The 14,956-nt window shown below is 43.3% G+C and carries 10 protein-coding genes; all 10 read right to left on the bottom strand.

The features are described 5' to 3' along the window. Window positions 1-306: 306 nt before the first annotated feature. A complete protein-coding gene (gene lepB / locus HX021_RS21470; protein ID WP_286592678.1) occupies window positions 307-1,884 on the bottom strand; it encodes a signal peptidase I in 1,578 nt (525 codons plus the stop codon). A gap of 34 nt (window positions 1,885-1,918) precedes the next feature. Beyond that, window positions 1,919-2,653, bottom strand: coding sequence for a hypothetical protein (locus HX021_RS21465; RefSeq protein WP_286592677.1), 735 nt, complete (start codon window positions 2,651-2,653; stop codon window positions 1,919-1,921). Window positions 2,654-2,904: 251 nt separating this feature from the next. After that, the gene (locus tag HX021_RS21460) at window positions 2,905-3,378 is read right to left on the bottom strand and encodes an LIC11966 family surface protein (RefSeq protein ID WP_286592676.1); all 474 of its coding nucleotides are present in this window, start codon (window positions 3,376-3,378) and stop codon (window positions 2,905-2,907) included. A gap of 146 nt (window positions 3,379-3,524) precedes the next feature. Beyond that, window positions 3,525-4,586 (bottom strand): hypothetical protein, encoded by a 1,062-nt coding sequence (locus HX021_RS21455; RefSeq protein ID WP_286592675.1) that lies wholly within the window; start codon window positions 4,584-4,586, stop codon window positions 3,525-3,527. Between the two features lie 14 nt (window positions 4,587-4,600). Beyond that, complete coding sequence (locus tag HX021_RS21450) at window positions 4,601-6,388, bottom strand: HSP90 family protein (protein ID WP_286592674.1); 1,788 nt, start codon at window positions 6,386-6,388, stop codon at window positions 4,601-4,603. Window positions 6,389-6,395: 7 nt separating this feature from the next. Next, complete coding sequence (locus HX021_RS21445) at window positions 6,396-8,873, bottom strand: tetratricopeptide repeat protein (RefSeq protein ID WP_286592673.1); 2,478 nt, start codon at window positions 8,871-8,873, stop codon at window positions 6,396-6,398. A gap of 321 nt (window positions 8,874-9,194) precedes the next feature. Further along, the gene (locus HX021_RS21440; protein WP_286592672.1) at window positions 9,195-9,710 is read right to left on the bottom strand and encodes a PepSY-like domain-containing protein; all 516 of its coding nucleotides are present in this window, start codon (window positions 9,708-9,710) and stop codon (window positions 9,195-9,197) included. A 70-nt stretch (window positions 9,711-9,780) separates the two neighbouring features. Further along, window positions 9,781-11,058: a sensor histidine kinase gene (locus HX021_RS21435; RefSeq protein ID WP_286592671.1), complete on the bottom strand. Its 1,278-nt coding sequence runs from the start codon at window positions 11,056-11,058 to the stop codon at window positions 9,781-9,783. Continuing rightward, window positions 11,055-11,732 carry a response regulator transcription factor gene (locus tag HX021_RS21430; protein ID WP_286592670.1) on the bottom strand — a complete coding sequence of 226 codons (678 nt, stop codon included), beginning with the start codon at window positions 11,730-11,732 and terminating at the stop codon, window positions 11,055-11,057. Before HX021_RS21430 ends, HX021_RS21435 begins: the two co-directional genes overlap by 4 nt. Before the next feature lie 117 nt (window positions 11,733-11,849). Beyond that, window positions 11,850-14,912, bottom strand: a complete 3,063-nt coding sequence (locus tag HX021_RS21425; RefSeq protein ID WP_286592669.1) for a beta-L-arabinofuranosidase domain-containing protein — start codon at window positions 14,910-14,912, stop codon at window positions 11,850-11,852. Window positions 14,913-14,956 lie beyond the last annotated feature (44 nt).

Below are 14,956 nucleotides of genomic sequence, written 5' to 3'. Positions count from 1 at the left end.
GTTTAGGTTTTAGTTAGGTTTTGTTTAGGTTTAACTTAGGTTATACCTAAACAAAACCTAATTTAATACTAAGCTATATATAGACAAAAGCTAAACTAAAGAATAAGAAATCCAGAACCCTCCTTAATTTAGAGGATAAACCATGGATGCGCTCGGGATAGCTCTCTGGCGGCAGGGGTAAAGGAAGAACCGTATTAGACCAACTGTAAAGTAAGAACCGTATTAGACCCATATGTAAAATTCCAAACAAAAAGGCTACTTGGAATCACAAGTAGCCTTTTGTTGATGAAGCAGGAAGATCCTGGTTTAATGGATCCCTTTAAAAATTCTATTCCACCGTATTTTAGAAAGTCCATTTCCATCTGCGTTCCAGCTCATCCATGTAAATAGCGCTTTACCTACAATATGGTCTTCCGGGACAAAGCCCCAATCCCTGGCATCGAGCGAATTATGTCTGTTATCACCCATCATCCAATAATAATCCATTTTAAAGGTATAAGAATCTACCTTGCTCCCATTCAAGTACAGCCCATCAGCTCTCTTTTCAAGGTTATTGCCCTCATAAACACGAATGGCACGCCCATATAAAGGTAAAGTCTGGGCATTCAATGGGACAGTCATACCTTTACGAGGGATCACAAAAGGGCCAAAATTATCGTAGTTCCATTGATATTGTGGGTCATTGGGAAAGGTGTTCTCCTGGGCAACTCCTGATTTTTCTAAGATCATCTGCATCGATTTTACATTGGACCATGATTTTACCATATTGGCTTGCTCTTTTGTTAAAAAGATCCTGTAGACCCCAGGCTGAACTTGCGCGATCTCGATTCCCATATCCCGCAAACGTTGTTCATCAAGACCAGTCGCATCCGTCATCACGATATAATCCATCTGACTTTCCGGTGCAACAAAACCAGGTTGGTCATTAACGAATAACACGCCCTCTTTCATGCTTATTTTATCTCCGGGCATCCCCACACAGCGCTTGATCAGATGTTCTCTTTTGTCGACTGGTCGGGTCTGAATCGTAAATTGCTGCTGTACAGCCTCAGCTCCCATTGCACGTACCAGATCATAGTAAGGAATATCTTGGTTTTCCACAGCCACCGTATCTCCGGCCGGAGCATTAAATACCACGACATCATTCCGCTTGATCTCCTGAAAACCTGGAAGCCGTTTATACGGTAGTTTGATCAGCTCCGAAAAAGCCTTTCCGCCAAATACAGGCATCGTATGATGGGCAAAAGGAAATGCTATCGGCGTATTAGGAATGCGGGGACCATAATTCAGCTTGCTGACAAACAGGTAATCCCCTATTAACAAGATCTGCTGCATTGAACCTGAAGGAATCATAAAGGCTTCCAATAAAAAACCGCGGATTAATGTCGCTGCAACTGTCGCAAAAACGATCGCATCTGCCCATTCCCGTAGCATTGACTTTTTATACGGATATTTGGCTTTATATTCCTGATAGGCTGCTTGTGTCACATCGAGTTCAGACGCCTTTGTTGTTATCTTTCCCTCGGCCCTGGCCACCTTCATATTTTTAGCTGCTAGTCCATTGAGAAATACGACATCACTATCATTGCCCCACCAAGGCAGCACGATAAAGGGAAAAAGCACTGCCGCGCAGTTTTCCCAAAATCTCCTTTTGCCAAAACCATGAATAAAGTCAAGATAAAGATTATAGAAAACAAAAATATTCACAATGGGAATGAGCAACAAACCAATATACCAGTATGGTCGCCCCGTCATCCGGGCTTGAATCCATTGGCTATAAATCGGGATAATTCCTTCCCAACCACGGCGTCCAGCTTTTTCAAACAAGAGCCAAAAACCATAGCCTGATATAATGGTCAGTACAATAAAGATGTTGAGTATCATAATTTCTTTGTTATTGCAGGATGAGTATTGAAGGTTAATATACAAAAAGCTTGGTCGAATCCATTGGGGATCCCTTCCTGTCCTGAAGCTCATTGTACCGCATCAGATATTTTATGAAGACATCATAATTATATTTCTGTTCCTTTTCAAATTCGGCAAACAACACCGGTTCATCATTAATCAGTTTGCCAAATGTGATTGTACGTTTCTTCTTACTGCCACTAAACAACCCATTCGTATTGTTACTGATCTCGATCACTTCACCGGTTGCTTTTTTCAGTGCATATGCCCGTTTTGATTTATTGATGCTCAAGCCTACCATCGGAAAAGCACCACCGCTGCCAATCATCATTCCTCCTTCGCCCCCAAAATTTAGTTCAGACACATAATAAGCCATAATCTCCCCATCTACCAGTACTTCCGCAAAAGTTGGTTCCAGATCATAATCCCTCCTGATCTGATATACCTGAGGTGAGGTCCCTGGAACGGCTTCCAACCCATTTTCAACATACGAAGGAGCATAGACCTTCTTTTTGGACTGCCAATAGGCCCTGAATACTTGATCGGGTGTAAAGGTCAGTTTCTCCTTGTGCTCGTTTTCAAACTTAAGCCTGCGATCCTTTACTGAGGTAATCTTCCCATACAGTGTATCTGCATTCATCAATACGAGCCAATCCTCTTTTTGCTCATTCTTCTGCGCTTTTGTGCTGGTCAATAAACACATAAAAAACGATATAAAAACAATCTTTAAAATTGATATCAACTTCATAAGGCACTTTCTATACAGGTAAAGCTACATAAAAATACACTATTCAGAAATAACTCTTTTGGCTTTAACGTTTCTTTAAGTAAGCTCCGATCCATCAACCAATAAAATGAGTGCCGCTACTTTGAGCAAAACAACAAACGATAAAACTAAAACGGGTGACGGAGATTAAGAAAGTAAAGAAAAATGGCCAGATTCCTTAGGAATCTGGCCATTTTCAGTTTCAACTGAAAAAGTGCTGAAAAGCTGAATATTTATCCAGCGTATTTGCTTTCAAATGCTGTCGATGCTTTATTGACACCATTGCTCATACTTTCAAACGCTTTATTAATGTTGTCAAGCAGTGTTGATTCTGTTGCAGCATCTGGAGTCTTACTTTTACGCAGTTCGATCAATTTTGGGTAATCTTCCGTAACGATCTTCTTGTATCCATTCAAACCGTCAAGAACAGCCTTTTGGAAGCTGGCATCGCCTTTGAAATCGCCGAGGTCTTCTACTTTTTTGATATCGTCATTAAGGGCTTTTTCCCAATCTGTGCGTACTTGCTCGGCTTTTGCATAGTCGGCACCATTCATGGCGGCATTCATATCGGTGATATGTTTTTCACTACCATTGATCACGGTAATAATAGAATTATTATAGCTTACCGGATCTTTCGTTTCTGAACCACAGCTCGACATTGTCAGCACCGCTACGGTCAACATGCCAGTTATCAATTGTTTCATCATTGTTATATATTTTATAGTTGTTTGTTATGACGGCCAACAGATCGATCACGACCTTTCTGATTTAATCTTAACGAACTCATACAAAGATCGTTGCCGCACCGCTCTATTTACATCACTGAAATCAGGGATTTATAGCCTATTCAGGCTTAGGCTTGCAGCAGTTGCTTCCGAAAGTTCTCATTACCATTCCGTTCGTCAAAACGCTGTGCGAGCCGATGGGCCTGATTTTTATAATGCACCGCTATTTCTTTCGTTGTGTAGATATTTTTCCCCTGAAAAAGGCTGTGCGTATCACTAAGCTCCACGGTAAATTCTTCATCTGGACTAAAATTGGACATCGCCTCCTGCATTAAACAGGCCAACTGAAACATAGAGCGATTTTCGGGGCCATCTGCCCAGGGCAGATATCTTTCGATCCATTCTTTGGCTTTCGCTACGTCTGTATAGGAAAAATAAGTTGCAAGTTTGATTGCCGACAATAGAATAGCAGAATCTTTTTCCTTCTTATAGATCTCTTTTTCGGCTTGTTCGGCCATCTTCACTGCCTGCTCCCTATCGCCATTTTTGTACCCTTCATAGGCCAGGTTCACGGCAGTTCTTAAAGGAACATGGGAACAGCTGAATTGCCCTTCCAATAGCGGAAGAGCCTTTTCACAGGCAAGTGCATAGCCGTTTTGCAATAAGGCCACTGAAACTTCTGCATCCATTTCACAAGCCTCACAATCGCTCATATCATCGCGCTGTATGGCCTTCACATCGGCTAATGCCCTTTCGATCGCGGGAAGATCTTTCTGGGCCAAGGCGTCACTGAGTTCTTCATTGTGTATGGCCCGTTTACCATAGCCGTTGCGCAGTAGCCTTCCTTCAAAATCAGCCAATGCGGCCTCTATCTGCTCCCGGCTCACCGCTGGGTTGTCATAAAGCTCGGACATCATCCATTTATATTGCCATAAAAAATCTTCTTCATTAAAAAGCTCAGGATGATCATCATAAGCTTGTAATATCCATGCAAATGCTGGCAGCGACTCTGTTGAAAAGGCCAAATCAATTTCTTGATTAATGAGATCCAGCCGAAGGTCATAGCCCCATTCAATATCTTCATTTTCATCCGCGATCCGGATTGCCTGTGTCAACAGGTTCACTTTCTCTAAGGTATTGTCAACACGATCGATCTGATTGCGCAATTTTTGAATTTTAAGCGTATACATATATTATTCTTTCTTTACAGATTCACAAAGTTGTCCAGTCCCATTACGATAAGACTCTTCATGGCATCATTCATCACTTTCATTTCCCGTTCTTGTACCGGATACTTTCCCAATATCAAGGCCTGCACATACAGCAGCTCTATCACTGACCGCAACATGTAGTGGTCCTTTATTTCCGTCAGGCTATGTACAAGTCCATTGTCCACATTGAGACATAAGGTGTTCTTCGCCTTATTTTTTGGAGCTGACTGCAGTACCCGGGCAAACGGATTGGCATTTTCTTTTAGCTGGCTGATGGTATTCTGCACATTATTATGATCCATTTTGGTAAAAATCGCAGGTGTATCTACCGGTTTAAAACGCCGGATTTCTAGGTTACAGTTATAGTCATCCAATATCTTCTGCACATCATCTTTAAAAGTCCTAAAATAATCTTCTTCATCTTCATGAATGGCTTGGAATGTCCCCAGCAGCTGTCCGGGAGACATCTCCGTTACGGTATAATTGGAATATCGCTGTTTTATTTTCCGAAGCAGCTCGGCATCAAAGGTATAAGAGGCATTCACCAAAATCATTCCTTGTGTGTCCGCCATACGGTCGATCTGCTTGAAGTCTTCAAAATCAGCACAATAATATAGATTTTGTTGATAATCAATGATATTTTGAAAACTCCGCTGCCCACGATTGGTTTCAAATGGAATATCGGCCAAAAAAATATCCAGAAAATCGACATCCTCGAGTGCAAAAGCTTTCAAATGCAGGTAATGAGTCTGGATAATACGCTGATAAATATCAAAATCTGTTTTCTTGATCTGCTGTAGGTAAGTTTTCAATAGGCCAGCAATTTCCTTACGTGCTTGGCGCAACAGATCATTTTTCATCAGAGACTCACGTGAAGCAGTTGCACTCAGCTCTTCTGTATTGACGATCATCCGCACAAAGAATGCCCAATTAGGTAAAAGCGCCTGATCCTCCTCCGAGAGGAACATCCGCTTGAGGTAAATACGATGGCGCTGCTTGCTACTGAATTGTGTCCGATGGGGTAAAATATACAAAACGCCCTTGGCACGTCCTGCAGTCGTTTCAAACGGGACAGCATCCAAGAAATTCACATGGAATAAATCCTTACCAATGGTCAATAAGTCGGTTTTGGAAGCTAAAGATGACAACCAACGTGGTTCCTCCTGATGGACAATTTTTGCCTGACCACCAATTTCCAGGGCAATGGTTTCACGTAGTGCATCACCATAAAAACGGATTTTCTTCTCAAAATATCCAGCCTCGAAGATGTATTTATATTGCTTTTTTGGGACTAGAATAACCCGGGTTCCAATAGGTATTTCCCTTTCAACCTTTTCGATTTTGTAATCTCCCTCCGAACGGGCAGTCCAACGCAGGGGGATTTGCTCAAGTGCGGATTTGGTTTCAACAATGATTTCATCACTCACCACAAAACAGGAGAGCAACCCGATACCAAACTTACCAATAAAATCTTTGGCGTCCTGTATATCTTTAGTTTTGGAGCTTTCACCGATAATGGATAAAAACTGATGGATATCAGCTTCCTGAAGCCCGATACCATTATCTTGAAAGATAAAATTCGTTTCTTCTTCATCGGGTAAAATCACCGTAATTTTACCGGCATGCCCCTCATCCAAATGCTTTAAAGCCGTGATGGCATCAACCGCATTCTGGAGCAATTCACGGATAAAGGTGTTTGGATCGCTATAGAGATGCTCCGAGAGCAAAGCGATCATTCCTTTCAGATTTACCTGAAAATGATAGGATTTCTCTTCTTCCATTCCGTAATTACTTTCTTGTTTTCTTGGTCAGTTTAATTGCCTCCTCATGCCCATTATCAGCAGCCCGTTCAAACCATTCTAATGCCAAAGCTTCGTTTTCTTCGACACCATCCCCCATGAGGTAACAGTTGGCCAAGGTAAACTGTGCTTCTGCGTATTCAGCTTCTGCGGCTTTCGTTATCCAATCGGCCCCTTCTTGTAGATCTGCTTCCACCCCATCACCTTCCAATAACTGTGTTCCCACAAAATAACAGGCATAACTGTTTCCCTGATGGGCCACTTCCAGAAAATTTTGATAGGCTTCTTTTTTATTGACCTCTGTGCCTATACCAAAATAATAACATCTACCCAACCGGTATCCTGCTTCCTGATTGCCTCTTTCGACAGCTTGCCTATAATAGGAGAATGCCATTGTGGGCTGGGCTTCTACCCCAACACCAAATTCGTAGCACATGCCCAATCCATCACTGAGATACCCCAGTTGCTGTGCCTGGGTATAATAGCCGAACCCTTTATCATACTCCTCCAGTTGGTCATAATCAAAGAAGTAATAGTCCCCTAACAGTAATAAGGCTTCTCCAACATGCCGTTCGGCAGCCTGTTCCAACAAGGCCAGACCAGCGGCTGTATCCTGCTGCACCAAACCATTCAGGTAGTAACGTCCCAGCACATATTGCGCATACGGGAATCCCAGATCAACAGCTTTCTTGATGTACTCTTCGGCTTTCACAGGATCCCTACTAAGCCCATATCCGTACTCATAGCACAGCCCCATATCGGTCAATGCCTGCACATGGTTACGGTCGGCGGCCTGTCGGTAATACTCGATCATCTTGTCCAGATTGATCTCCGTACCACTGCCGCTGCGATAACAGCGCGCCAATTCATAGGTACTATTGAGGTCATACATTCCTGCGCCGGTTTCAAAGGCTATGAAAGCTTCCTGAGGTTGGGGAGAACCTGACTGATGATAATCATTTTGCAGATAAACACCCTTTAGGTAATAGGCATAGGGATATCCCAGCTCTGCGGCCTGTGAAAAGTACGCAAACGCCTGCTTATAGTCCGGTTCATTTTGGGTTTCCCGGGCAAGTCCCATTTCTGTCAATGCCGCCGCATTATTATAGCTTGCTGCCTCCTCAAAGTAAGGCAGTGCAGCTGCTGGGTCAGGTTGTTCGCCATGTATACCATATTTGATATATCGCCCCAACTGGTACAAGGCTTGTGCTAATTTGCCTTCAGCAGCAGCCTGGAAATGAACAAAGGCAGCCTGATAATCCGGTTCGGTCCCAGCATAGCCAAATTCCAGCATATTTCCGAGACGCAGGTGCGCATAATGAACTCCCTTTTCAGCAAGTTTTGTGAACCGCTGAAAGGCTTGTTGTTCATCAGCAGATACCAGCCTGCCTTCCAAATAGATTTCGGCAAGTTCAACCTGGGCTTCGGCATAATCATACCGTTCATCAAGCTGTGCCAATAGGGACATTCCTGTTGTTCTGTCCTGTAGACTCTCATTGTAGAGGTATAGACATGCCAGGCGATAGCCTGCATAATTATTATTATAATCAAAGGCTTTCTGTAGGTAAAACAAAACGTCCTTATAGTCCTCAGCGCTCTTTGGTTCATTGCCTATTGCCTGGAGCTGGATAAGCGCAAGCTGAACCGCAGCGTCTGTAATGCCATATTCAAAAATCTCCTGGTAAGCAGGAATAAGGAGCTGCAGCTGCTCCATCGTCGTCGCTTCTGTACGTTTTATTTCATTCATGATGAACCGGCAGTAACGGGATTCGGCTTTATCAATCCCTTCTTGCAGCACTTCGATCTGTTTGGCTTTATCTCCCTTTCGTGAATAGTAGAATTGCAATGCTTCGTAATAATGGCGCAGCAATTTAGGGTCATCCGCATGTTTTAATACCTGAATATTGTCGAATACTTCTTCAAATTTGTCTGTCCATACCATAAGATGAGCTGCATATGCAATCCCCCAGGGGTCACCTGCTGCGGCAAGTTCCTCAAGCATCTCCTTTGCGGTGTTCCGCTCTATGTCGGAGAGCAGTCCCAGATGATTATAATACAAATACAGCGGGCGTGCAATTGCAACTCCCTGCTCTACACCTTTATTCAAATAAAAGGAGGCTTTCGTTTTATCGACTGCCACACGGCGACATAATATATGCTGCAAGCCTAGCTCTACCCATGCTTCGGGGTTCGTGGGCGCAAAACGTTCCAACAGTTCCCGTGTTTTAACCACGAAAAATTGGTAATCTTCATCATCGAGGTATAGATTTGCAGGGAAATCAGTCCCCTTCTCAAAGAGGGCATCATATAGCTGAGGGGCATCAGGTTCGCTGATATGGACTTCAAAATAAGCAAGCACATCAAACCATCGTTCAGGCGCTATTCTTTCAGCGATCTCGGCTGGCCCTTGGGACCCGCCCATTTGCAATTGGGTTATTTTGTCATCATATTCTTGTTTTAATCGCATATCGTAGTTGGCGTTACCTATAAAAAAATATTTTTTCTTTTCTTTAGAGATCCAAATCGAACAAAAACTCTGCCAGTGTCTTCCCTATTGAAGTGGTGATGTAAGCTGTTCTAGGTACTCCTCTAGGAGAATAAAGAAGGAAAAAAATACAGCTTGCTGATTTACAAACAGTAAGAAATCTAGCAATTATTTTCTCGTTTGACGATAAAAAACGACAACAGCAATGTCTTACATGAGTGACGCCTGCTGAAAAATAAAAAATGGCAGTCTTCGGACTGCCATTGGGTCTTTGTGGGGAACATTTGAGAGCAATGAACGGTTTTAGTCGGCTCTTTTTTCCAAGATATTTCCTTGTTTATCCACAATAAGCTTCCATTCAGCAGTTCGATTTTTCATCTCGAAAGCATAGCTCACTCTTTGCCCTTCCGTAATCTTCTTAACATCCTCCATACGATAGCCGGCAAAATCCCTTTTCATCTGTGTCAATACGGCCTGAGGCAGATCATTTTTAGCAAAATCCTCTTTATGACGCACAATAGTGCCATTGCTTTGCAACCATACTTCGTGGTCGGCACCAAACAGGCCTGTTTCAAATTCAGCTTCATATATGCCGTTTTTCAATTCCCAATCCACTCTTTTGGCCTGTGGATATTTCTGTTGAAAGCTATTGATGACCACTGCAGGTACCTGGCTTTGTGGTATGTCTTGAGCAAAAGCTCCTAAGGTGATGAGTGTAAGGAATAAGACACTCCATGTCAATTTACGTTTCATATCTAAATAATTATTCATTTGTATTTTATTTTCAGTTGTATTCATGAGCTCGTTGTGATATTCCATGAATTCATTTTTGATGTACAACAAAGTAACGATATGAATCTGTAGAGATTTGGGAATTTATTAGCGGGGGCTAAAAATTCACTTGAAAAATGTGCCTATTGTTTTCATAGGTATATGAAATAATAAAACCATACAAATGACATATGGCCTGAACGATGGCCAGGCCTAATCCGGTACCTTTGGATGAAGCATCGGATTTGTAGAAACGGGAAAAGACTTTCTCCCCTTCCAGGGCAGCATGCAGGCTTGTATTCGCCACCCTCAGCATCTTGTCACTGACAGTGACATTCACCTCTCCCCCTTCAACATTGTGAAATAGGGCATTACGAAGTAGGTTTGACACGATAATATTTGCCAATGAACTATCCAGTCTGATCCTAAGCTTTCCCTGCTGGACAAAATTGAAGCTGACATTTTTAAATAATGCCATATCCTCTAGCTCATCGATCGTATTGCTCACTAAGGTATTGATCAATATGTCTTCATTATGCAAAAACTGTTTATTCTCAATCTTTGTCAGGAGCAATAACGATTTGTTCAACCGCACCAAGCGCTCTGCCGTATTGAGGACATCGGCTATCGTGTTTGACTGTTCCGCTGAAAATCCTTCCGTTTCGGCCATGATTTCCAGTTTATTGATCATAATGGCTAAAGGGGTCTGCAATTCATGTGAAGCATTTCCGATAAACTGCTTTTGCTGCTCATAGGTCTCTTCATTATGACGGATGAGAGTACTAACAGCAAGCTGAAGGTCCTTAAACTCCTGAATCTTGGTATTCATGGTCGGTCCACTGTCTGTCTGTCCTAAACGAAATCGTGTCAGTTGATCCAAAAAACTGTACAATGGGCTCCACAATCGCTGTAGCAACGCCTTATTGATGGCTACAATGCTAATGACCAACAAAACAAATAGAATAAGAACGGAATAAAACAGGTTTTTGATCAGGTCACTTTCTTCGATCATGGAATTGATGATAGACAGTTCGTAGAAATGTCCCTGATGTTCAAATGCCGTTGTAAGCATGCGTACAGGTTCGAGTTCGGGCTCTGGGTCATCTTCATCCTGCATATACAGCATGATATCCTTGTACACATTTCTCATTTTAAGAGCCTCCTGTTCAGAAATTTCACGGACCTTATAATTATTTACCCCAAATTCCAGGTCAGGAGCTACAGTAGGATTCGACGACAGCTCTTTAATGATCAAACGCTTCTGATTTTCCAGCTCTTCATCAATATTATCGTGGATAGCTTCCAACATGAAAAGGTAAAAGATCGTTGACCATAATGCGATGACAACAAGTACAGAAACTGAAAGGTACTTGAGCGTTTGATTGGCTAATTTCATTTTTCGATCAGTTTATATCCTATGCCATAGACAGCTTCAAAATCTACTGTTGCCTGATTTGCCAGAAACTTCTTCCGTAAATTTTTTATTTGGGAGTAGATAAAATCAAGGTTATCGGCCTGGTCTGTATTGTCTCCCCAAACATGCTCGGCCAACGCATTTTTGCTGACAAGGCGATTTTTATTCAATAAGAAGTAGTTGAGTATGTCAAACTCTTTTCTATTTAAGGGGATCTGCGCTCCCCCGATCAAAAGGCAGCGTTCGCTTAGATCAAGCACGATATTCCCCATTTCCAAGGTGTTTTTGCCATCGCGCTGCTTTCTCCGTAGTACAGCCTTAATCCGGGCGTTTAATTCCGCAATATGAAACGGTTTCGTGAGATAATCATCAGCTCCAAGTTCCAGCCCCTTCAGCTTATCGTCCAAAGAATCCTTTGCGGATATAATAATCACATTTTCTGATTTATCGGCTTCTTTGAGCTGATCCAGTATCTGTAGGCCATTGCCGCCCGGAAGCATAATATCGAGCAAAATACAGTCATATTCATAGATTGAAATTTTCTCCAGCGCGCTTGCATAGTCGCAGGCAGTTTCTACTGTATACGCCTCCTTCACAAGCGATGTCCTCAAGATTTCCCGCAATTCTTTTTCGTCTTCAATGACAAGTATTTTCATCCAATCAATGCTTTGTTCTTTTCGTAATTTACGTTTTTTTGATCGTATCACATACCGTTACTACTTGTACAAAGGTATCTTGAATTTAGGAAAGAATTGGGAAACCGGATCAAAATACTACTCTAAGGTCACATCCAAGTAAACAGAATGGCGTCCATAGGTGTCGTAAAATGGCTTAAAGCGCACATCTCCTACCGTAAATTCCAATGTTGCGGGATTACCCTTGATAGACTTACCAATATCGTGGGCATCAAGTGTTATTTTACGCCAATCCTTTCTTGCCACAGGCTCCTGAGCAGCCAACAGGATAGGGCCATAAAATAGACTCGCGATATTCTGCTGATCCATTACGGGATCCAGGTGAAACTGGAACGGCATCTTTAGTGTAATCAGATCCCCGTCTTTCCAGCTACGGTCCAACTTGACGTATGTTCCAGGTTCGGCTTTGCTATGTTGAGGCTCTCCGTTAATCGTCACAAAAAAACCTTTTGTAGCCCATCCCGGTACCCGCACATAGATCGCCAGCCGACCATGGCCCTTAATCTTCAAACTCGTTTGATCTTCTTTCGGAAAACTAGTCGTCTGTTCTATCGTCATGCCCCGCTCTTTCCAGGATAGCGTGGATGGAATATACAGGTTGACATACAGTGCCTGATTGTCTTGACTTTTAAAATAGATCGTATTTTGGAGCTTGGTACTACTTTCGATGGCGGTGCCATTACAGCAAGTAAAACCTTTCATGTCCGGATTTCCAAATTGCTTGACAGCACCAGGTCGAAGTGGCACATGATAGGTATTGGCGGGGCTGTCTTTGGCCACTGAAGCCAAAATATGGTTGTATAACCCACACTCATAATAATCCATCAACTCTGCCCGCTGGTCGAAGAGAAAAAGATCGCTGGTCAGTTTTAACATATTGTAAGTCGCACAGGTTTCGTTTTGTCCACCTGAAGAAAATCCATTTTCATAGAGTGTAGCCGGTTGGCTGATGAAACACTCTGCATTGGCAGGGTTTCGGGCCCCGGCAACTCCGCCGATACTGTACATGTAGTCGTTGACCACTTTATACCAAAAATTATCAGCCACTTTGTAATAATCGGGCTCATGTGATACCCGATACATCTCCATACTTCCTACAATTTGCGGGATATGTTGATTGGCATGCAAGCCCCGAAAGGTATCTACATTTTTTGCCAATCCATGGACATGGGCCGCATTACCGTAAAACATGTCAATATTATCAAAAAGCCGGGCGGCACTTAGATACCGCTTTTCCTGTGTGACACGATACATCCGGGCCATGACTTCATTCATTCCACCAAACTCACCTGCAATATAGGTATTCCACATTTTTATACGTGTTGTATCGGGAATTTCACGAAGACGGGCATATACCCAATCGCCCATACCACATGCGATATCCAGCGCTTTTTGGTTTCCGCTGACTTCATAGATATCCATTAAACCTGCCAGTATCTTGTGCAATGTGTAATAAGGAGCCCATACCTGATTTTTCTGACCGCCATATTTTGCACCTTTCTCCAGCATAATGAACTGATCCGGAGGATAGGCACTGATGTATCCTTTACCCCAGTTCCAATAGTCGGTGCGGATGCCTTTGTCGCTAAGATCCGAATCATAATTGGACTTACCAGCACCGAAAGGAACGGCCTTAGGGTCTGCCACATAGGTATTTGCATCCTTTTTTTGTGGTTTCCCAGCAAGCTGTGACAAGGTATATAGCACATTGACCATGGTATCCATTTTTCGGAGAAACACGGCTTGAAGGGCCCGATCATATCCTGTGCTTGCATAGGCCTGCGCAATAGCAGTCATATAATGTCCGGTCGCATGTCCTCTCAATTTGGTATCCTGGCTATCCCATACCCCGAGAGGTTCGGCACCATCAGGTTGCCGTTGACCAAAGGCGTGCCGAAACATATAGAGAAAAGAATTCGGGTCGGTTTTAGCCAATGTATCGAGAAATTTATTGCGATTCTCCATAAATTTGGTATCATGCTGCTGTCCATCTGTTGTCAGGACAACCTGATCCAGGCGGAAAGGCTCCAGCTTCATACCCGGTGTTACTGCTTTACCTTTTCCTTTCACGGTAATTGTCGCCTTGGGCTGGAGGTCTGTCCCCGGAACATGTCCGAAAATGGTATAGGCAGTCTCCTGCAGTACCGCATTATTATCGCTGGGTGCAGGCCATAAAACACGTACCTTGGGACCAGCCATGCCATCACGATAGGTTCCCTCCACATAGCTTGGCAATCGGGGGAGCTCGCCGACCTCCGTTTCCACGGTTACGTCTGATACACCTATCAAGTAAGCGTTATAAAGCTGTGCTTTGCTGATTGGAAATTTCGGCAAGTCATCTTCTGCCGCCGCAGTTGCCGAGGACTCTTCGTTTTCTCCCTTCAGGGCATTGGTATATATGTTGTCGACTTGTTTCTGACTCAGCGGAATACGATAAATACGAAAATCGTGGAGCAAGGCATCTAAACCAGGTGTGCCCGGCAATAAGGAGCGACCAATACGCAGTGTTCGTTTCGCCCCCTGTTGTCCGATGATGTGCGCCAGTTCTTGTGGTATATTTTGGACTTGCCTAGCGGATTTTCCATCCAGGTATGTTCGCATTGATTTAGCGGGGATATCAATCACAACGGCCATATGCACCCATCGGCCTTTCGGTATCATCGAAGAAGTAGCGGCATATTCAGTTCCATCTTGCGTAGAAATCACTGCCTGATATCCCTTTCGAGTCCCCGTTCCTACTGGCGCCACAAAAAAATGGCCTGTTCGCCGTTCACCGAAATCAAAAAAACATTGATCCTGCTGTTCAGCACGCAAATAAATCCAGCCGGTCATGCTGAGCGATTCAAGATCTGTCAATGTCTGTGCGGGCAATAAAACGTAATCTTCCTTCCCCCCGGAAAGGGACAGCACCTTGCCAAACTGGGGGTCTTCAACAAAGGAAGCTTTTGTTCCCTGAAGTTTACCATGTAACCCATTTCGCGACCAGTCTTTGACATCGCCATCAAAAATATAACGAGCCACCATGCCAGTCTCACCTATCCCATCCAATATCTGATCCCCTCCCTGCGCATAAAGAGTGGGTGTCGCGTTGATAAAAGTCACTACCAGCAGAATTAAAACGTACATGTTGCGTATTTTCATGGGGGTATATTTTTTATTAGCTGTTACAGCTGAACTTCCTGTTG

Source organism: Sphingobacterium sp. N143, assembly GCF_030325625.1.
GTDB lineage: Bacteria > Bacteroidota > Bacteroidia > Sphingobacteriales > Sphingobacteriaceae > Sphingobacterium.
Note: the sequence above shows the minus strand (reverse complement) of the source record. Positions and strands in the feature narration are given on the sequence as shown.

Coding starts and splice junctions, on each gene's coding strand:
- HX021_RS21440 (WP_286592672.1), bottom strand. CDS start 9,710: ATGGAATATCACAACGAGCTCATGAATACAACTGAAAATAAAATACAA.
- HX021_RS21455 (WP_286592675.1), bottom strand. CDS start 4,586: ATGTATACGCTTAAAATTCAAAAATTGCGCAATCAGATCGATCGTGTT.
- HX021_RS21450 (WP_286592674.1), bottom strand. CDS start 6,388: ATGGAAGAAGAGAAATCCTATCATTTTCAGGTAAATCTGAAAGGAATG.
- HX021_RS21465 (WP_286592677.1), bottom strand. CDS start 2,653: ATGAAGTTGATATCAATTTTAAAGATTGTTTTTATATCGTTTTTTATG.
- HX021_RS21445 (WP_286592673.1), bottom strand. CDS start 8,873: ATGCGATTAAAACAAGAATATGATGACAAAATAACCCAATTGCAAATG.
- HX021_RS21430 (WP_286592670.1), bottom strand. CDS start 11,732: ATGAAAATACTTGTCATTGAAGACGAAAAAGAATTGCGGGAAATCTTG.
- HX021_RS21460 (WP_286592676.1), bottom strand. CDS start 3,378: ATGATGAAACAATTGATAACTGGCATGTTGACCGTAGCGGTGCTGACA.
- HX021_RS21435 (WP_286592671.1), bottom strand. CDS start 11,058: ATGAAATTAGCCAATCAAACGCTCAAGTACCTTTCAGTTTCTGTACTT.
- HX021_RS21425 (WP_286592669.1), bottom strand. CDS start 14,912: ATGAAAATACGCAACATGTACGTTTTAATTCTGCTGGTAGTGACTTTT.
- lepB (WP_286592678.1), bottom strand. CDS start 1,884: ATGATACTCAACATCTTTATTGTACTGACCATTATATCAGGCTATGGT.